The following is a 19,380-nucleotide window of genomic DNA, read 5'->3' on the forward strand; positions in this document are numbered from 1 at the left end:
AGACGGAATACACTTCGCTTTCCATGGGGCGAGCGCCAAGCCTCTCGCTTCTTAAGTTCCAGTGCGGGGTCTGCCTCTCCTTCTATTTAAACAATCGCAAGTACTTTCCGTAACCTTTTTCTTCAAGCTCTTCTTTGGGGATAAATTTCATCGCAGCTGAATTCATACAGTAACGTAAACCAGTTGGATTTGGTCCATCATTGAACACATGACCTAAATGGGAATCCGCTTCTTTACTTCTCACTTCGGTACGAATCATGCCATGACTTGTATCCTTCTTTTCTATTAATTCCTCTTCATCGATTGGTTTTGTAAAGCTTGGCCAACCGCAACCCGCATCATATTTATCTAGAGAACTAAACAACGGTTTTCCAGAAACAACATCTACATAAATACCTTCTGAAAACTCATCCCAGTAGTCATTACGAAATGGTGGTTCAGTTCCATTATTTTGAGTTACTTCATATTGGATTGGTGTTAAATTTTCTTTTAATTTATTTTTTTCCATTAATTCTCTCTCCAATTCGATTGAATATATGATGCACGACCTGAACCAATATGATAACGATTATAATGTTCAGGATTTTTTTTATAATAATCCTGATGATACTCTTCAGCAGGATAAAATGTTGAAGCTGGAAGTATTTTTGTTGCTATCGGTTTGTTAAATTTTCCGCTTGCTTCTAATTGCTGCTTCGATGCTTCAGCTAAGTTCTTCTGCTCTTCAGTGTGATAAAAAATTACTGTTTGATAAGATTGTCCACGGTCATAGAATTGACCACCAGGATCAGTTGGATCAATTTGTTGCCAATAGATATTAAGAAGTTTTTCATAAGAGTACACACTCGGATCATACGTAATTTGAACCGCCTCATAATGTCCTGTCGTCTCTGAACAAACTTCTTTATATGTTGGATTTTCTTTATGACCACCTGTATATCCTGAAATAACTTTCATGATTCCAGGCTCTTGATCAAAAGGCTTAACCATACACCAGAAACAGCCACCTGCAAATGTTGCTAATTCCGTATTCTTTTCCACTTAAACAGCCCCTTTTAAAAACATTCTCCTCTTTTTATTCCCTTATATGTTTGATTTCACACTATTAGCTTAATGTTTAATGTAGAAATATGCAAAAAATAAAGCCTTTATTGATTAAATAATTAATTATCCCTTGCTTTTTATAAAGTGAAACTTCCATCAGTGGGGGTTTTCCTTCCTCTCCCACTGATGGTTAGTTGAACCATTCAGACCTTTACGGACAGTTGATCTCCCACCTATCTTCCTCGTATTCTCCTAAGCTTGAGGCGGAAGTCTTACTGGCCGTTAAGAGTGGGATAAAACAAGGATTCATCCATTTTCATAGATGACACAGATCATCTCTTCCTAAATTGCTTTGTCGTGCTTTTCCATTTCTTCTTCTCATCAGACTTTGCCTTTTTATCTTGACGTCTTTCTAAAAAAGCTAATTCCCTTAATAATTTTTTATAGCTTTGCAGTCTTTCTTCTTCCAATTCTCCCTCTTCAATAGCAAGTTTCACAGCACACCCCATTTCTTTTTCATGCTGACAATCTCTAAATTTACAACTTGCTGCAAGCTCTTCTATTTCTGAAAAACTGTTAGAAATCCCGTCTTCACTATTCCATAATTGAAGCTCTCTCATCCCTGGAGTATCGATTAAAATCGCATTATTTGGTAATAACACCATTTCCCGGTTAGTCGTAGTATGCCTACCTTTTGCATCTGTATCTCTAATTTCTTGTACTTCCTGTTTTTCATAACCACACAAATAATTCGTTAATGTCGACTTCCCCACACCAGATGATCCTAATAAAGCAACTGTCTTTCCAGGATGAAGATATGTTTTCAACTGATCCAATCCGATATTATTTACAACACTTATCGTTATTACAGGTATCCCCAAAGCGACTGATTCAACTACCCTTAATTTTTCGCTTAAATCTGCTGTTAGGTCGGCTTTCGTTAACACAATAACCGGACTCGCACCACTTTCCCATGTTAAGGTTACATATCTCTCTAATCTTCTTATATTTAAATCTTCATTTAAAGAATTGACCAAAAAAATCATATCTATATTTGCTGCTACTATTTGTTCTTCTGTATTGTTCCCTGCTACTTTTCTCGAAAATTTGCTTTTTCGCGGCAAAATATTAGTAATCGTTCCTTTTGCTTCGGCACTTCTTGGGGTAAGAATAACCCAATCTCCTACAGCAGGGTATCCCTCTCTTGATTGTGCACCGTAAGCTAATTTTCCGGAAACCTCACATAACAGTTCTCCGTAAACAGTCCACACACGATACATTCTTTTATGTTCTAAAGAAATTCTACCAATTATTTGATTTACCTTTGCTATCTTTTCATATGCTTCTTTTACATTATCATTAAAACCGATATGCGTTAATTCCATGTATTGACCTCCAAATATTTGCAAAATAAAAAACCATGATGCATACAGCCCATGGTTTTCTTACAAACAATTAAAAGTTTTAACAAGAGAACGCATATTAACCACATAAAATGCGGCCAAGAATAAAATACGTACTATTGTGATAACCGTTTGGGCTGTATGCTATATAAAATACTCGACTTAAAAAATGTATTTTTGCTCATAAAACATCAGCCCCTTTCATTTAATAACTTTATTATATAAATTTTCCAACAAATTGTAAAGTAAATTTCCCTCTCTGACATTAGGCACTTTCCCTAATCTTTTGGCATATTCTATTTTCAGAAGGCTCTTTCTAAAAAGTCAACTTACAAGATTTACTTTTAAATCGCTTAGAAAACAGCATTAAAGATAACGAATAGGAGGAATTTCTATGCCACAAAATCACTATCACTCGATACATGAAGCTGGTATGTATAATGTATTAAGTGATTATTATAAATATACGAATCCAGAATTACATGTTTATTATTATCATAAACACCTTCTAAGCTTAAAACATGCTTTTAGCCATGAGGAGAAATCTGCTATTGTAGCTGATGTTGATCGGCAGAAAGAATATGGGAAAATAAGAATATTACATGGTTCGCAAAACTTGGCAATTGTTGATATCTATATTAACGGTATGCGTATGTTTAAAGAGGTGTCCTTTAAAACAATGAGCAATGATTTAACATTGCCGGCAGGAAAATACCAAATTGATATTTATGAAACTGGAAAAATGATTGATGCCTTATGCAGTCAGAAAATTAGTGTGGAGAGCAACATATATCATACTTTCGCTTTTTCTGGCTCTGAGAAGAAAATAAAGATCCATTCTTTTCCCGAATATCCAGTTGTCCCACCTAACGAAACAAAATTACGATTTATTCAACTGGCAGAAAACTTGCCAACAATTGATATCGCTGTTCAAAAAGGCGATACCATCTTTCCTTCCATCCTTTATAAAGGAGCTAGCTCTTATTTAGGTTTGTATCCAATGACCGTTAACTTAGAGGCAAGAAATGCAGAAACAAAAGAAGTAATAATCGCATTTCCACCAATACGGTTAGAAGCTGATAAAACATACAGTGCAATTATTGTGGAAGGACACGAAGACAAACGATGTGAATTACTGTTATTTTCCTGTTAAAAAAAGGCTATTCCATCACGTTTCTGCAAAAACAATCTAGCTTGCTTAATCGTTTTGTTTTCACATGAGACTTTAAATGGAATAGCCCTTAGTATTATGCTTATTCAGTTGGCAGTAACAAGTTAAATTGAATAATATTTTGTTCTAAATCAAATGTTTTCGCTTCTATAAGCATTCCATTTTTCAGGTCCATTTTTGTTAAATGAACATATATTTCTTCATCCTCTGGGTTTATATCAACCCATTCTGGGAACTTATATTGATTGGCGATAAAATTCATAACATAAGAAACTGGCAGTGGCAGCTGGCCAATACTGATTTCTTTTTGCTTTAATAATAAATCTCCGTTTTCTAATGCAATGGGTTCAAAGGACAACTTCATTTGAATATCTGTATTAAATATTGGCAAGGTACCGTATAACTCTACTTGATCCGCTATATTAATTTCATAATGAATGGGTCCATTAAGTCCTTCCTTTTCTAGATAATGATTAATTAACTTAGTTAAGTCCTCACGATTTGTCGTAACAGCAAAAGGTACTTCTTCCCGTTCTTTTTTCTTGATGATTGGTGACTTCTCGACAGGTTTAAATATCATAATAGCTAAAAAGATAATACAAACTACGAGAACACCTACTAATGTTAAAAATGCTACTTTCCACTTATTGTTAAACAACCTTTTCTCCTCAATTCTCTGTTTGCAAATTCTCTAGTATTTCAGCTAACGGTGCTGTTAACATCTTATTATATATAGCCTCTGCAATAAGCTGATACCCTTGGTCATTAGGATGAAAATAATCTTCATACAGCAAATCTGAAGTTGGATTCTCAAAAATATTTTCAATGCTAACAAAATAAGTATGCTCATATTGTGCTAATACTTTTTCGCTCGTACGATTCCAATCTGCAACAATTTGATTCATTTCTTTTATATCAGAAAACATCTTTATAAATGGGTTATAAACCCCTACTAATATAATAACAGCATTAGGATTGTTTTCTCGTATAATTGACAATACCTCATTTAGGTTTCTTTCATAGTCACTTAATTGTTCATTAAAAGAATCAACTTGTAAATTGGTGAAGTTTTTTCGTACCACTTTCATAATGTCATTTCCACCAATAGTAAGAATGACACCATCTGCTTTTTTAAGCGATTCACTAACTTCCTCTGTTTTAATTCTTTTTAATAACTGATCTGACCTGTTGCCCCTTACACCATAATTAATAAAATCCGCCTTATTTACCCCTTTTGTTTCTTCTAGCAAATTCTGCAGATAAGGAACATACCCACCTTTTCCTGTGCTGTCGCCAACACCTTGTGTAAGAGAGTCTCCAACAGATACTATTGATAATTCCTGTGGTAAAAAACTTACTGGAATATCCTTTTTTTCTGTTACTACGATATCTTTTTCTGTATTATATAGTGTCTGATTAGAGCAGGAAACAAGCATTAAAAGAGAAATTAATAAAACAAGAAAGGTAAATGGTTTTTTCATCATTTCACCTACCTTCATTTTTATAGTATAGCATATTGGAGAGGGTTCGAAATTATTTTATGTACTTATTTTTTTACCAATAATCTCCCGCTATGCATCCAATTTCACTTTCAAAAGAGTAAAATAATTCTCTTGTTTTTGCTCATTCAATTTATCAAAAATTAGTCTTATCCCTTAACGGATAGTAAAAACCCACTGATGGACGTTTTCTTTGTTACTAGTTTTGTGAGAGCGGAATGAAAATTTTAAAAGACGTTCCTCTTCCCTTTTCACTTTGTACTTCGATACGTCCATTCATCTGTTCAACCATTTGGTAACAAACCATTAGCCCCATTCCAGTCCCTTTTTCTTTCAATGAATAAAAAGCAGTACCTAATCGGTTTATCTCTTCTTCTGTCATGCCAATACCAGTATCGGCTATTTCAAATACGCCATATTCTTTTGTTGAAGAGAGGCTAATTGTAACCGTTCCACCATTTTTCATTGCTTCAATTGCATTTTTTAAAATATTGATTAACACTTGCTTCAATTCGTTATTATTTGCTTCTATGTATACTTGCTGTATATTCTTTATAAAATGAATCCCTTTGCCCATCATTGCATAAGAGTGCATTAAATCAATCACTTTATTCGCTAAATCTGCACCATCGATCTTTTGAGATTGATCTACATCAGGTTTCGCAAGCGATAAATAATCATTGATAATCGTTTCTGCACGATTCATTTCCTCAATCATTAGTTTAATATATGTTCTTTCCTCTTCACTCATATGTTCTTTTGCATAAAATATTTGCAAAAAACCTTTAACTACAGTCATTGGATTTCTTATTTCATGTGCAACGGAAGCAGCTAGTTGACCAACAGCGTTCATCTTTTCCGCTTTCTGCAGTTCCCGATTCGTTTTCAAAAATTCTACAATATTATCCATTTGAGTAAGAGCTTCTTCCATCGTAGTTAATTGAAAATCCTTTGAAATCGTCCCAAGTTCTTTCGCTGTATTAGTTAATCGATAAAAAAGGGAAGCGAGATTATCGACAACTTCATTATAGTTTTTCATTAAGCCCTGTAATTCAGGATTATCAATTACTTCCATTTTAACATCAAAATTCCCTACACTTATTTCATTTAAACCTATCATCATCTTGTTAATAGGACGAAGTATTTTATTTAACCATCTTCTGATAAAAAGGAAAATGAAGAGATAGCTAACAAGTATAAATAAGATTGTTTGGACAGCTAATTTTTTTAGAAAAATGAAGAGTTCACTAACTTTTCTCTCCACTCCTATAACTCCTACTAATTGTCCCTTTTCGTCATTAATAGGAGTGAATGAACTCATATAATAATCTTCCTTACGTTTGTATATGCTACTATGCTGCATTTCATGCAATATTTGTGTTTTATTGTAAATAGGCATAATATTCTCAGCTAATGTATCTACATAATTGATTTCCTTTATTTGATCGTGTGAAGAAATAACGGCAATACTTGGTTGATTTTCATTTTCTGCAGTCATTGAAAAATAAAGGCTTTCCTCCATATCTGCTATGTTTTCCCTAAATTCAGACGAATATAAAACCTGTAACAGTTGTTCAGAATCAAGATTCTTCCATTCCTTCATTTTCAAAGAAACATTTTCACTTAGTAATGTTAAGATTTCTTCTCCATCTTCTTCAACATGTATTTTTAGCTCTTTAAAATGATGAAAGAAAATTATGGTTATAAAAACCATTAGAAAGAAGAAGGGCAGAAAAAAAGATAATAATTGATATTTATTCACAAACGGAATATTGCAAATTTTTTTTATCATACTGGCCACCTATTTCTTGTATTCCTTCGTGTTTAATAGACATACTGTAAAAAATTAACATGTTTACATATCCTTCATTTATTTAAATAGTTCACTAGTGTTGCGTAAATAGTGTCATAATTTTCAGTTTAATTGTTTACTCTACTTAGAGCCAAAAAAGTAATTACCTTTCTAAAGGCGGCTCCTGTCCATTTGGAAATTTATTTACAATTAGACCTGTGCAACGACAACAATTTGTTGATTAAGGGATGGCTTTTCCTTCAATTTTGCGAAGCCAGACATGTGCTGGTTTCCACAATGATGCCCTTAAATAACGGCTAATTTGCAAGGTTTTCCGCTTACTTTTTGTTTCGAGTTGTACCAGAACATGAAGACAAAAAACAATAAGTGCGATAAACACTTGATTTTGAATCGCCCATTCACTTTGACCGTAGAATTTCTTGATATTGAGATGTTGTTTAATCCATTTAAAAAACAGCTCAATTGCCCATCGTGATTTATACATTTCCGATATTTCTTCGGCGCTTAAGTCAAAACGATTTGTGATTAAATGAAGTTCATTACCTTTTGAATCTATTATTTTTAGAAGTCGAAAATAGTTTTCAGCTCGGTTTTGAGTTGTACCAATCAACACCATTTGATCCGACAAAACAGATGAATCCTTGGGTAGTTTAAAATCATAAACCTCCCGTACGACTGCGTTTTTTCGTAGCCTAGAAAGAAAAAAGTAGCCTTCATCGGTCATGCGATCAAAACGCTCGTAGTCTAGATAACCTCGGTCAAACACATACATGCATTCTTTATCGTCAACCATAATCTCAAGTTGACCACGATCGTGTTCGCTTGCCGTTGTCATCACGGCTTTTTCGGGATAGGATTCTCCCTTTTCCATAAATACAAGGCGTAAGTGTAACTTTACGCCTGCCTTAGTTTTGCGGAACTTCGCCCATTTATGATTGGTCAAATTTAGTGGCAAAGTACTTGAATCAATAATTTTTAACGGCATGACAAGTTTTGTGTAGTGTGTTTTGGCGTGAATTTGTCCGACTAAATCAAGGAAAAGTCTTTGAAACAAATCTGGATTTAGACCATTTAAACGGCGCGAGAGCTGAGAAATGCTTATAGAATCAAGGTCGATTTCCTTTTGAAGATGATCATCAAAAAGGCAATCACTTAACGCATGAAGACTTTCAACTTCTTCTAATTGTGCAAAAAGTAATAGTTTTAGGAATGATTCTGTCGTTAACTTTTTCGTATAGCAATCTAATTTCAATGTTTTCACCTGTTCTTCAAATAATTGAAGATTAATTGGCGAAAACCATTGTCCAAATGAAGTTTTTCGTGTAATCTTGTCCATGAGATTGGTCCTTTTTTAGTGGATTTGGACGGGTTACCACCTGACTTATCCATTATAAAGGACTTTTTCTATGCATAAAATAATAAAAGTGAACATTTCGAGTATTTTTAATAGTGAAATTAAATTAATGCAACACTAGTGTAAATAGTTTTAAAAATAGTTTTGTAATTTAATTATATTTTGATTCGACATTTTCACTTAAATTCCCTTTAATTACTCCATTTTTTTTAAGAGAAATCCCATTTTGTATAATTTGCAATAATCCTCATAGAATTGCACACCATCAGCTCAAGTAAAGGGTATGTATTTCCTCAACTATAAATAAACCCATCTTTATAAAATAAAGATGGGCTCTCTGTTATATTTACAAGTATGCTATTATTTCAACTTTATAATGAAGAACGATACTACTATTCGATATAGTAACTAAAACCAATGGCCCCTTGTCCTGTATGAGTCGAAATAACTGGTGTCGTATAGTCGATATCCACTTTATTGAAACCAGTAGCCTTTTCGATTGCTTCTTTTAACTTTAGGGCAACTTCAAGACTACCAGCATGTGTAATCCCGACACTTTTAATTTTTTTGCCAATACTATCTTCTACAAAAGCACTAGCTAAAAACTTTACTGCCTGAGAACGACTTCTTACTTTTGCAATAGGCGTATATACACCATCTTCAAGTGTTGCAATTGGTTTAATATTTAATAAAGAACCTAGAAAAGCTTTCCCTTTTCCGATTCTACCGCCCTTCATTAAATTCTCCAATGTATCTACAACGACATATAATTTCGTATGTTTTTTTACATGATTTAATCTTTGCAAAATTTCAGCAACGTTATGCCCTGCTTGAACCATTTCTGCAGCTTCTAATACTTGAAAAGATAAAGCTTTAGATATAAACTCAGAGTCTACTACAAATACCCTTGCTTTTGTTAATTGACTGGCACTTTTCGCTGATTCTACCGTACCACTCATTCCGCCTGTCATATGAATGGAAATAATATCATATCCCTCGTCAGCAAGTTCATCATATTTTTCAACAAAAGTGCCAACAGATGGCTGTGAAGTCTTTGGTAATTCTTCTGCTTTTACCATTTTATCGATAAATTCAGCTGGTGTTATATCCACTCTATCCAAATAAGATTTATGATCAATATAAATAGATAAAGATATTACTTCAATTTCATATTTATTTAATATTTCCTGTGATAGATCAACTGTTGAATCTGTAACAATTTTGATTTTTTTCATTTTACACTTCCCTATTTGTCATTCGTTTTTCATTTAAGCGCTTTCTTTACTAAAGTTTTATTATTAATTTATTTATATGCTCTGCTATTATTTTTTGAACATATATAATTCACTATACCACAAATTATACTTTTCGTAACCTGTGAATTAAATCACATTACACTTCCGCTTTATGGGAAAAACTTAATTTAAAGGAAATATTATAAAGTAAACTCCCCAATAATACAATCAGCCTTTCTAAGCTGTCTAACTGCAGACAAACCATAACTCTTAGAAGTAGAATTGTTAGATCCCAATAAACCGCAGTCTGTTTTAGTCAAAAGGGTATCATCTTAGTGGAGCAGAGAAGAAGAGTTTAACCTTTTTTCTCTCATCGTATTTTTCTCCAAAATAAGCCTCACATGTCTAATTACTATTAACATGCAAGGCAAATTAGGTCAGACTGTAGACAAATCCCTGAATTTTAGAAACAGAGGTTTGCATATAGTATATTTATTAGTCTCTTTGAATAGGGATGTTGCTTTCCACTCCAAGCAACACGTGAAAATTCCATTTAAGTTTCTAAAAATCTTTTTGTCGACAAACTGAAATTAGGTTACTTATATGTTAGACGAGTAGATGAAACAAATTGGAATCTCGATTGATTTCGGTATAAGGAAAACCTTTTTTATCCATCCGTTCTATTAATTCTTTATAATCATCCCTTTTTTTTAACTCCAAACCAACTACGGCTGGACCATTTTCTTTATTGTTCTTTTTTACATACTCAAATCGGACAATATCATCATCTGGTCCTAATACATCATCTAAAAATTCTCTTAGTGCCCCCGCCCGTTGGGGAAAATTAACGATGAAGTGATATAATAATCCTTCATATAGTAACGAACGCTCTTTAATATCCTGCATCCGATCAATATCGTTATTTCCTCCACTAATAATAACCACAATGTTTTTTCCTTTTATCTTCTCCTTATATAAATCTAAGGCAGCAACTGGTAGTGCACCTGCTGGTTCAGCAACAATAGCATGCTCATTGTATAAAGATAAAATAGACGTACAAACTTTTCCTTCAGGTACTAAAAGAATGTCATCCACGTAATCTCGACAGATTTCAAAATTCTTTTGTCCGACACTTTTGACTGCTGCCCCATCTACAAATTTATCAATTTTATTTAACGTTACTACTTTATCTCTTATTAAAGCTTCCTTCATCGAAGGTGCTCCTGCTGGTTCAACACCAATCATTTTTGTAGATGGGGAAACGCTTTTTATATATGTACTTAAACCAGCCATTAAACCGCCGCCACCAATGCTTGCAAAAACATAATCAATTGGCACATCAATATCATTCATTATTTCAATTGCCATTGTTCCTTGTCCTGCGATGACATTTTCATCATTAAATGGATGGATAAATGCTCTGTCTTCTGCTTCAGCACAAGCAACCGCTTCTACGTAGGAATCATCAAATGTATCACCAGTTAAAATGATTTCCACATTTTCTTTACCAAACATTTTAACTTGCGTAACCTTTTGTTTTGGTGTGGTTGCAGGCATAAAAATTTTCCCATGAACATTTAAATAACGACATGAATACGCCACACCTTGTGCGTGATTTCCTGCACTAGCACAAACTACCCCATTTTTCATTTTTTCTTTTTCTAGCATTTTCATTGAATAAAATGCTCCCCTTAATTTAAAGGAACGCACATGCTGTAAATCTTCCCTTTTTAAATAAACATTGCAATCATATTTTTCAGATAAACGATAATTTTTTTGTAAGGGAGTATGGGCTACTATGTCTTTAATGCCTTGGTATGCAATAATAATATCCTCCAACTGCACCCATTTTTTCATTACATCTTGTTCCATTTCCACACCCTCATTTCTAACCATTTTAATTTGTACATTATACCATGATTTTTTCTGTTACTCCTAATAAAATTTTAAATTTTCTTTTTTTTTAAACTTTTTTGATTGCGTAGAATTTATTGTTAATGCCATGTTCTGCAAATGTTTGTTTTTATGGCTGAAATACTTTACAATAAAGGGATAAGGAGTGACTATATACATGAATTTTTCAATAAAAGATTTCTCATTAAAGGAAGAGATTGCTAACAGTATTACCCATGGGATTGGATTACTTTTAAGTATACCAGCATTAGTCATGCTTATTATTAATGCTGCTGAATCTGCAAATCCATGGAGAATTGTAAGTTTTTCAATTTTTGGAGCCACGATGATTATTCTTTATTTATGTTCCACATTACTGCATAGCATCACCCATGAAAAAGTAAAGGATCTTTTTGAAATATTAGATCATTCCTCCATCTATCTTTTAATCGCTGGCACCTATACTCCCTTTGTTTTAGTTGCTATACGTGGCGGCTTAGGATGGACGCTATTTGGTATTGTCTGGGGATTAGCTATTATTGGAATAGTCTTTAAATGTTACTATGTAAAAAAATATATTGTTACATCAACAATTCTGTATGTCATTATGGGCTGGCTCATTGTAACGGCAATTGTTCCGCTTTATCATGCAATTGGCACGACTGGCTTTATGCTTCTTATCGGTGGCGGCCTCCTATACACAATAGGCAGTATCTTTTACGTTATGCAGAAGATTCCATACTTCCATGCCATTTGGCACTTATTTGTATTAGCTGGCAGTGCTTTAATGTATTTCTGTGTATATCTTTATGTTTAAAGGAAATTTACTTATAGTAAGAAAAGGCTGGGACATATGTATTTCAGCCAAAGATAAACCCAAACACGGATACGAAGATTGAAAAAATATTTAGTATCCGTGTTTGGGTTTTTTATTCCTGGAAAAAAGAAGGTTGGTGGTAATCGCCCGTAGTCTGAAGACACTCGACTCCTGCGGGAAGTAGAGGAAAGGCTGAGACCCCGCGGTGCATGCAATGAGGAGGCTCAGTTTCCTCGCCGCGGAAAGCGAGTGTCTGTAGCACAATAGTATCTATCTAGTTATATACCAGCTCTTTTTCTGATTACTTACACTCTCTCATACACAAAAAAAGTATGTGGATAAATATTTTTTTCATCAACAATCCCTTTTTGCTCACTTACAACCTGCCATTCCTGCCAATCTAATGCTGGAAAAAAAGTATCTCCTTCAAATTCTGCATCAATTTCCGTTATATACAACCTGTCTGTTTTCTTAATTGTTTCAGAAAAGAGCTCGGCCCCACCAATGATAAAAATCTCATCCTCAGCATGTGCATTGCTCCACTCATAAAATTCATCGATTGAATGGAGAACCGTACAATCTTCACATTGATAGTCAGGATTTCTCGTTATGATGACATTTTCACGATTTGGTAAATTTCTACCGATAGAATCTCTTGTTTTTCTACCCATCACAATCGGATGCCCAGTCGTTACTTTTTTAAAATACTTTAAGTCAGCTGGTAAATGCCATGGTAATTGATTGTTTACGCCTATGACCTTGTTCTTATCCATTGCAACAATCAACGAAATCATACACTTACCACTCCTTTAATATGTGGATGTGCTTCGTAATTAACGATTTCAAAATCTTCATATGCAAAGGAAAAGATATCTTTTACGTCTTGCTTGATTTTTAACTGTGGTAACGGCTTAGGATCTCTCGTAAGTTGAAGCTTTACTTGCTCAATATGATTGGTATAAATATGAACATCTCCAAAGGAATGAACAAAATCCCCTACCTCTAAATCGCAAACTTGGGCAATCATATGTGTTAACAGTGCATAGGAAGCAATGTTAAAAGGTACTCCTAGAAATACATCTGCTGAACGCTGATATAGCTGACAGGATAATTTGCCATCTGCTACATAAAATTGAAATAGACAATGACATGGCGGTAACGCCATTTTCTCAATATCTCCAACATTCCAAGCACTTACAATTAATCTTCTTGAATCAGGGTTGGTTTTAATCGTATGGATTAATTCAGATATCTGATCAATCGTATTCCCCTCTCTCGTTGTCCAAGAACGCCATTGATGTCCATACACTGGACCTAAATTTCCTTTTTCATCCGCCCATTCGTTCCAAATTCGGACATTATGATCTTGTAAGTATTTCACATTTGTGTCACCATTTAGAAACCAAAGTAATTCATAAATAATCGAACGTAAATGGAGTTTTTTTGTAGTAATTAATGGAAAACCTTCCGAAAGATCAAATCGCATTTGATAACCGAACGTACTAATCGTTCCAGTTCCTGTACGATCTTCCTTTCTTACACCATTTGATAAAATATGCTCACATAGATCTAAATATTGTCTCATTTTATAACACCCTTTTTATTTAGTTGCGATTTCATTTACTTAGCCTAGTTGTATGTCTTTAATAGACTAACTTATTTATTGCCAGATTATTAATTCGTTTTATTTTATCATAAAAGTTATTTAATAGAAGCGATATAATGATATGTTTTTGGCGCAAACTCTAATAATTTTTCCTTTTCTTTTCCCCCTATATAAAACATGGCAAAGGTTTCTGCGAAATATTCCTCCGCATATTGAATAAAGTATGGTTTGTTTGGAAATAATCGAGATTTTTCTTCATTCCACATTATTCTATATCCCTCTGATTTACTAGCATTTTTTAATATTTTATAGTCTATCGAATGGGCTAATTCATGATACTCCAAATTTACAGAACTATGGCCTTGGCCTCTTTCGCTTGCACCAATCTTAACAAGCACCACTTTTCCTCCACCAATGCCAGGTACATCATCCCATGTTTTTTGAGAAGTATATCCTCTTGGAATAATGCCAGTAAATTTTTGTGCAGTTTTATTATCAGTTAATTTGCCAGTGAATAATTTCACCTTTATTCCACGAGATTGGACTTTTTTCAAAAGCGAAGGTGGTAAATGATTTAATCTTTCAATTATCACTGCTGCTTCTTTCTGATCAAACGATTCTTCTGGCAAAATAATAATGTTTCCTAAATTTTCTTTTGCGTCTGTAGAAAGATGTGCTTTAACAATCGTTAATTCGGATAATGTTTTTAAATATATTTCATTATTCGGAAGCTGTGAGTTTCCCATAAGAATACTTGTTGCTGCTATCATAGATACTGGTGCTAATCTTTTGAGCCATCTCATCCTTCTTCCTCCCAATACACCTATTGCGTTATTCATCCTATTATCTAATAAGATTCTAAAATCAGTTAAGAACATACTAATCTATTAAAAATTATAGCATAGGAAGGTATAGACACAAACTAGTTAATATTGGGTTACAGTCCACAAAAAAATCCAAAAGAATGTATACATAGAAAGAAATTTATATTCTTCTATAGTCATTCTTATTGGATAGTCTGTTGTTATTGTGAAAATTGCATGTTTGAGTTTCTAGCAATCAAACTCGGTCATTTTATACGTCTAAACCATAATTACGGCATAAAGCAGCAAGTCCTCCAGAAAAGCCACTGCCGACTGCGTTAAATTTCCATTCTCCATTATGTTTATAGAGTTCACATACGATAACCGCAGTTTCCACAGAAAAATCTTCTCCTAAATCAAAACGTAATATTTCCACATTATTTTCTTCATTTACTACACGAACAAAAGCATTGGAAACTTGTCCAAAATTTTGTCTTCTTGTTTCTGCATCATGGATAGTTACTGCAATACCTACTTTATTTACATGGCTAGGAATTTTTGTAAAATCAATAATGATTTGCTCATCATCCCCATCCCCTTCACCAGTACGGTTATCACCAGTATGTTCTACTCCTCCGCTTGAATGGATAAGATTGTTATAGAAGATAAAATCCTCATCATTGACAACTTTGCCATTTTCATTTGCCATGAAAGCTGATGCGTCTAAGTCAAAGCCAGTTCCGCCATCATATTGGTTAATATCCCAACCTAGCCCAATGATTGCTCTCGTTAATCCGGGGTTCGTTTTAGTTAAATCAATTCGTTGACCTTTCGAAAGATTAATACTCAATTTCTATTCCTCCCTAGTTGATTAATAGATTATTTGTAACAATCATTATTCTGATCTCTATGAAAACGATTTGACTAGTTCACCTAAACTACCTGCATTTGTGCCTGTACCGATTGCTGCAAATTTCCAATCTTGTCCGTTTCTGTATAATTCGCCAACTATTAAACTAGTTTTACCTGCATAATCGTCTGTTAAATTATAGTGAATAAGTGCTTGATTTGTTAATGGATTAACGATACGGATAAAGGCATTTTGAATCATCCCAAAATGTTGTTTTCTTTTTACTGCATCATAAATATTAACAACAAAAACTAGTTTATGAATATGTACAGGTACTTTACTTAATTCAACCTGGATTTGTTCATCATCACCATCACCGTCTCCAGTTAAATTATCACCACTATGCTGGACACTCCCGTCACGGCTTTTTAAATTTCCAAAGTAGATAACATCACTATTTGCTTGAACTTTTCCTTGCTCATTAACCATAATCACAGAAGCATCACAATCAATACTTGCTGCCTGTCCGCCACCAAAAAGTGCGCCTAGCAAGCCTCCACCTTTGCTTTGTTGAACGGGATCCCAACCAAGACCAATTAAAGTTTTACTTAAACCTGGATTCCCTTTAGTTAAATCGACTCTTTGTCCTTTTTGTAAATTAATCGCCATTTTTCTCCACTCCCATGTATAATAATTTATCTTTTTCAAAAAAGGTTTCTGCTCAATCCTGAAATATATAAAGCCCTCATTTATTTAAGAGGTGTTTTTCTCCTATTTGTAGAAGCTTTTTGAGTCACTCGCTTCCCGTAGGAGTCACAAGTGACCCTGCAAAAAACAACTCAGTTTGTGATTCTTTACAATACGTTAAAAATAACAAACCTTTAATTAAAATTGAAAATGAATTACCCTTGCAGCTTCATTTGCTTAAAGTTATTTTGTAATTCTTCTAATTTCTTTGTGCCTTCTTCTCTCAGGCGTTTATTTTCTTCTTCAATAGATTTTGTTTCTTGCATACCCTTTATGATAATATTCCAGGATTCTTCAATTGTCTCTATTTTAATGCTCGGACTGCCTGCCAGTCTTGCAATATCAACACTTTGCTGTGAAATATTTTGCGCGTTTTTAACAAGCATCTCATTCGTTCTTCTGTCCAACTCACTCATGCTATCTGCGACTAATTTTTGTCTTTTTGCTGCAACAGCTTGAATAAGACCATTTTTAAAAATAGGAATAGTGGTTACAAAAGCTGAATTAATCTTGCCAATTAATTTCGTATTTCCTCTTTGTAATAAGCGAATCTGTGGAGCGGTTTGCAAAGCGACCATTTTTGCCATTTCCAAATCATAAACACGCTGGTCCAATAGCTCGATTGCATTTCTGAGTGAATCGAGTTGCATACCAGCTAGCTGATCACCAGCAATAGCTTTTGCCTCTACTTGAGGAAGTACTTGCATTTTTAATTCTTCTGATTTCATATTCCCTGCAACAGCATATTTTTCTAAAGTAAGATAATATTGATAATTTTGCTCATACATTTCATCGAGCATCGTTGTAGAATCAACCATTTCATTTTGATATTTCGAAATTTCTACATATACTTTATCAATCTCTTGGCCCATAGACTGGTATTTTCCAAAAAGCTTTTCCATGATTTTTTCACTTTTTTTAAACAGTTTACCCAAGAAGCCTTTTGATGTGTCTTCAAAATCTTTTTTATCAAATTTATCCATAATTCTGCCAAGTTGTTTTAATAATTCACCAGAGTCTTCCACTTTTGTTGTTCTCATATTATTAAGGATTTTATCGGAGAATTTAGAAATTTGTGTCGCAGGTTCTTTACCAAATTCAAGTATTTGAATTTGATCCTTTTCATCTATAGACTGAGCCAATTTTTGTACCTCTGGCTCATTTCTAAGCGCTAATTTGATTTCTGATACTTTTTCTGCTGTTAATAACTCAGTAACTTGGTTGGTTTCATTATTTATATTCGATGGTTGCATATTCATCTTTTATTCTCCTTTTCTATTCTTTAAAAACCCGCTAAATATGCCTCTTTTTAGAAAGGATGGCTCTTTATATTCCATATCAAACACAACATCTTCTAACCAATGCACATCAAAAAGCGTGTCTTTCGTAAAGGTCTCCATATCTACATGGCCTGGTGGGTTATAGAGGATCACATCCACACCTAATGCATTCATTAGAAGTAACATTGCTGCATCTTCTCTCGTAAATACACCATTTTTCTCTGTTTTAAATAATACGATACTTGGTACCTCTTGAGAGTAATCAAATTTTTGCAGCATTTTTAAAAATTCATCAGGAATGAGTAAACATTGTGAAAATAGAAAAATTGCCACATCCTCATCTGATTCATTAGACTGTTTCTTAAGTGCTGGTCTTGCGCAAACTCTTGAAATGGCAGTAGCAATTCCCTTTTGCAAGCCAGCTGGCAGCTGTTTATAACTCCAATAATGCGCTGTCATCATCTTTTCTGTCTCAAGGATACCATCTCTTCCTAAAGCCCCACGATAATGGTATCGGTAATCACTAACAATCGCTCTTGTAAACGGAAAATTATTTATTAATAATGTTTCTTCTTTATTGACTATTCCATGTATTCGATCCCAGTATTCTTTTCTATTTTTACTAACACCAAATATTTTAGCAAAAACGGAAGGGATATGCACTTCTCCATTCATTACATTAAAGTTTGGCCGAATCATAGCGAGTTCTTTCTCCAAGAGAAATATTTCATCATACGTCGTTTTTAATGTGATGGATATCGGGATATAGTCTCTAAATTGCCATGGCTTATAAAGATTGGATCCTTCGTGGTGAAGAATACTCTCAATTTCCCTCGATGCCCGATAAGCTACGGTTGCTGTTCTTTTTCGCTCCTCTGCGGGAAAGCTTTCTGGCTCTTTATTTTGCGGATATTGATGCTGAAAAAACAGTTCCTTATTCAGCTTCAATTTTCCCAGAATATCCTCCCCTCTTGGATGGACAATAACAATGTCACACCCAAATGTAAGGAGATAATAAATAAAATAGGACTGACTTTTATTCGCATCTCCATACCAAAGAAACTTAGGCATATTTTCACTGAGCTTACTGTCTTCCAGGGCAGGTTGCAAATGATTAATCGACCATTTTACAACATCAACTACTAATCTTCTTAAATCATTATTCTTCAATCCATTTTCTTCAATTTCAGCAAAATGCTGAATGACTTTAATAAAGCTTTCTCGCAATTTCCGATGAATAGCAGGAACGGAAGATTTCAGTAATACATTCTCCCCGTCAAGAAAAGCAACAAATCGATTAATGGACAAATTTTGCTCATGCATCCGATTAAATACTTTTTGAATCGATTGAAAATGCTGATTATCAATTGTCCTATCCAGTGTTTCATCGGTTAGCAAGTGTAAACCAGTATTGTCTTTATGTATCCAATTATACAGCTGATTATAATATTCATCCTCGTCTAATGATATTCCTAATAATTTTATTACTGCCTGACCAAAAGTATAAATACGGTTATTCGTATCATATAACGGTCGTTCGTTAATTGGTTTTAACAAGATATCAAACCAATTTTCCTTAGACAAAGGAAGTAATACGTTATTGATTGTATAGTAGTCTTTGTTCATTATCTCCACTTCCTAATTTTAAACCAAAGATAAATATCTACCTTTATCATAGCATAGCTATACGTTAACCCTAAATATTCTACTCTATATTTCTTTACGATTTTTTCATAAAAAAGTTTCACCTTTTTATAAAAGGACTAAAGGCTATTCAACAATATTTTTTACTTTCCCTCTACATTCCATTGATTTAAGCACCAAAGCTTTTGAGTGTGCATATAATACAGTACAATAGGCGAGTA

18 protein-coding genes are annotated in these 19,380 nt (G+C 33.9%); 2 read left to right on the plus strand and 16 right to left on the minus strand.

Annotated elements, in window-relative coordinates:
- Positions 1 to 82: 82 nt before the first annotated feature.
- The 3 genes from msrB to rsgA all read right to left on the minus strand — a co-directional run bounded on the left by msrB (position 83) and on the right by rsgA (position 2,429).
- Positions 83 to 508 (minus strand): peptide-methionine (R)-S-oxide reductase MsrB, encoded by a 426-nt coding sequence (msrB, locus tag NKG37_RS21700; protein WP_016203959.1) that lies wholly within the window; start codon positions 506 to 508, stop codon positions 83 to 85.
- Positions 508 to 1,041 (minus strand): peptide-methionine (S)-S-oxide reductase MsrA, encoded by a 534-nt coding sequence (gene msrA, locus NKG37_RS21705; RefSeq protein ID WP_016203960.1) that lies wholly within the window; start codon positions 1,039 to 1,041, stop codon positions 508 to 510. Before msrA ends, msrB begins: the two co-directional genes overlap by 1 nt.
- Positions 1,042 to 1,376: 335 nt before the next feature.
- Positions 1,377 to 2,429 (minus strand): ribosome small subunit-dependent GTPase A, encoded by a 1,053-nt coding sequence (gene rsgA, locus NKG37_RS21710; protein ID WP_101731010.1) that lies wholly within the window; start codon positions 2,427 to 2,429, stop codon positions 1,377 to 1,379.
- Positions 2,430 to 2,841: 412 nt separating this feature from the next.
- Between rsgA and NKG37_RS21715 the strand changes: the two genes are divergently transcribed.
- The gene (locus NKG37_RS21715) at positions 2,842 to 3,600 is read left to right on the plus strand and encodes a DUF4397 domain-containing protein (RefSeq protein ID WP_224427694.1); all 759 of its coding nucleotides are present in this window, start codon (positions 2,842 to 2,844) and stop codon (positions 3,598 to 3,600) included.
- Positions 3,601 to 3,700: 100 nt separating this feature from the next.
- Here the strand turns inward: NKG37_RS21715 and NKG37_RS21720 are convergent, their stop codons facing one another.
- The 6 genes from NKG37_RS21720 to ilvA form a co-directional block, all read right to left on the minus strand.
- Positions 3,701 to 4,276: a YpmS family protein gene (locus NKG37_RS21720; protein ID WP_254415334.1), complete on the minus strand. Its 576-nt coding sequence runs from the start codon at positions 4,274 to 4,276 to the stop codon at positions 3,701 to 3,703.
- Positions 4,277 to 4,286: 10 nt separating this feature from the next.
- A complete protein-coding gene (locus tag NKG37_RS21725; RefSeq protein ID WP_254415335.1) occupies positions 4,287 to 5,117 on the minus strand; it encodes an SGNH/GDSL hydrolase family protein in 831 nt (276 codons plus the stop codon).
- Positions 5,118 to 5,316: 199 nt separating this feature from the next.
- Positions 5,317 to 6,909 carry a sensor histidine kinase gene (locus tag NKG37_RS21730; RefSeq protein WP_169188731.1) on the minus strand — a complete coding sequence of 531 codons (1,593 nt, stop codon included), beginning with the start codon at positions 6,907 to 6,909 and terminating at the stop codon, positions 5,317 to 5,319.
- 241 nt (positions 6,910 to 7,150) lie between these two features.
- On the minus strand, positions 7,151 to 8,266 hold the full coding sequence (locus NKG37_RS21735; protein WP_016205139.1) for an IS4 family transposase: 1,116 nt from the start codon (positions 8,264 to 8,266) through the stop codon (positions 7,151 to 7,153).
- Between the two features lie 410 nt (positions 8,267 to 8,676).
- Positions 8,677 to 9,519 carry a DegV family protein gene (locus NKG37_RS21740; protein WP_016203965.1) on the minus strand — a complete coding sequence of 281 codons (843 nt, stop codon included), beginning with the start codon at positions 9,517 to 9,519 and terminating at the stop codon, positions 8,677 to 8,679.
- A 606-nt stretch (positions 9,520 to 10,125) separates the two neighbouring features.
- On the minus strand, positions 10,126 to 11,391 hold the full coding sequence (ilvA, locus tag NKG37_RS21745) for a threonine ammonia-lyase IlvA (protein ID WP_169189687.1): 1,266 nt from the start codon (positions 11,389 to 11,391) through the stop codon (positions 10,126 to 10,128).
- A gap of 199 nt (positions 11,392 to 11,590) precedes the next feature.
- Between ilvA and NKG37_RS21750 the strand changes: the two genes are divergently transcribed.
- Positions 11,591 to 12,229: a PAQR family membrane homeostasis protein TrhA gene (locus NKG37_RS21750; protein WP_016203968.1), complete on the plus strand. Its 639-nt coding sequence runs from the start codon at positions 11,591 to 11,593 to the stop codon at positions 12,227 to 12,229.
- Positions 12,230 to 12,534: 305 nt separating this feature from the next.
- Here the strand turns inward: NKG37_RS21750 and NKG37_RS21755 are convergent, their stop codons facing one another.
- The 7 genes from NKG37_RS21755 to NKG37_RS21785 all read right to left on the minus strand — a co-directional run bounded on the left by NKG37_RS21755 (position 12,535) and on the right by NKG37_RS21785 (position 19,141).
- Complete coding sequence (locus tag NKG37_RS21755; protein ID WP_212120208.1) at positions 12,535 to 13,023, minus strand: dihydrofolate reductase; 489 nt, start codon at positions 13,021 to 13,023, stop codon at positions 12,535 to 12,537.
- On the minus strand, positions 13,020 to 13,814 hold the full coding sequence (locus NKG37_RS21760; protein WP_169188734.1) for a thymidylate synthase: 795 nt from the start codon (positions 13,812 to 13,814) through the stop codon (positions 13,020 to 13,022). Before NKG37_RS21760 ends, NKG37_RS21755 begins: the two co-directional genes overlap by 4 nt.
- A 116-nt stretch (positions 13,815 to 13,930) precedes the next feature.
- Positions 13,931 to 14,638 carry an anthrax toxin lethal factor-related metalloendopeptidase gene (locus NKG37_RS21765; RefSeq protein WP_254415336.1) on the minus strand — a complete coding sequence of 236 codons (708 nt, stop codon included), beginning with the start codon at positions 14,636 to 14,638 and terminating at the stop codon, positions 13,931 to 13,933.
- A 271-nt stretch (positions 14,639 to 14,909) separates the two neighbouring features.
- The gene (locus NKG37_RS21770) at positions 14,910 to 15,488 is read right to left on the minus strand and encodes a TerD family protein (protein WP_169188736.1); all 579 of its coding nucleotides are present in this window, start codon (positions 15,486 to 15,488) and stop codon (positions 14,910 to 14,912) included.
- A gap of 57 nt (positions 15,489 to 15,545) precedes the next feature.
- Complete coding sequence (locus NKG37_RS21775; RefSeq protein ID WP_016203135.1) at positions 15,546 to 16,157, minus strand: TerD family protein; 612 nt, start codon at positions 16,155 to 16,157, stop codon at positions 15,546 to 15,548.
- Between the two features lie 233 nt (positions 16,158 to 16,390).
- Complete coding sequence (locus NKG37_RS21780; protein ID WP_101731387.1) at positions 16,391 to 17,488, minus strand: toxic anion resistance protein; 1,098 nt, start codon at positions 17,486 to 17,488, stop codon at positions 16,391 to 16,393.
- Between the two features lie 9 nt (positions 17,489 to 17,497).
- A complete protein-coding gene (locus NKG37_RS21785) occupies positions 17,498 to 19,141 on the minus strand; it encodes a YceG family protein (RefSeq protein WP_212120217.1) in 1,644 nt (547 codons plus the stop codon).
- Positions 19,142 to 19,380 lie beyond the last annotated feature (239 nt).

Source organism: Niallia sp. RD1 (genome assembly GCF_024219955.1).
Taxonomy (GTDB): Bacteria; Bacillota; Bacilli; order Bacillales; family Cytobacillaceae; genus Niallia; species Niallia alba.

What these genes read in the sequence shown, in the direction of transcription:
- NKG37_RS21755 (WP_212120208.1), bottom strand. Translation starts at nt 13,023, where the DNA reads ATGATTTCGTTGATTGTTGCAATGGATAAGAACAAGGTCATAGGCGTA.
- NKG37_RS21715 (WP_224427694.1), top strand. Translation starts at nt 2,842, where the DNA reads ATGCCACAAAATCACTATCACTCGATACATGAAGCTGGTATGTATAAT.
- NKG37_RS21765 (WP_254415336.1), bottom strand. Translation starts at nt 14,638, where the DNA reads ATGAGATGGCTCAAAAGATTAGCACCAGTATCTATGATAGCAGCAACA.
- NKG37_RS21785 (WP_212120217.1), bottom strand. Translation starts at nt 19,141, where the DNA reads ATGAACAAAGACTACTATACAATCAATAACGTATTACTTCCTTTGTCT.
- NKG37_RS21775 (WP_016203135.1), bottom strand. Translation starts at nt 16,157, where the DNA reads ATGGCGATTAATTTACAAAAAGGACAAAGAGTCGATTTAACTAAAGGG.
- ilvA (WP_169189687.1), bottom strand. Translation starts at nt 11,391, where the DNA reads ATGGAACAAGATGTAATGAAAAAATGGGTGCAGTTGGAGGATATTATT.
- msrB (WP_016203959.1), bottom strand. Translation starts at nt 508, where the DNA reads ATGGAAAAAAATAAATTAAAAGAAAATTTAACACCAATCCAATATGAA.
- NKG37_RS21750 (WP_016203968.1), top strand. Translation starts at nt 11,591, where the DNA reads ATGAATTTTTCAATAAAAGATTTCTCATTAAAGGAAGAGATTGCTAAC.
- NKG37_RS21725 (WP_254415335.1), bottom strand. Translation starts at nt 5,117, where the DNA reads ATGAAGGTAGGTGAAATGATGAAAAAACCATTTACCTTTCTTGTTTTA.
- rsgA (WP_101731010.1), bottom strand. Translation starts at nt 2,429, where the DNA reads ATGGAATTAACGCATATCGGTTTTAATGATAATGTAAAAGAAGCATAT.
- NKG37_RS21740 (WP_016203965.1), bottom strand. Translation starts at nt 9,519, where the DNA reads ATGAAAAAAATCAAAATTGTTACAGATTCAACAGTTGATCTATCACAG.
- NKG37_RS21780 (WP_101731387.1), bottom strand. Translation starts at nt 17,488, where the DNA reads ATGCAACCATCGAATATAAATAATGAAACCAACCAAGTTACTGAGTTA.
- NKG37_RS21730 (WP_169188731.1), bottom strand. Translation starts at nt 6,909, where the DNA reads ATGATAAAAAAAATTTGCAATATTCCGTTTGTGAATAAATATCAATTA.
- NKG37_RS21735 (WP_016205139.1), bottom strand. Translation starts at nt 8,266, where the DNA reads ATGGACAAGATTACACGAAAAACTTCATTTGGACAATGGTTTTCGCCA.
- NKG37_RS21760 (WP_169188734.1), bottom strand. Translation starts at nt 13,814, where the DNA reads ATGAGACAATATTTAGATCTATGTGAGCATATTTTATCAAATGGTGTA.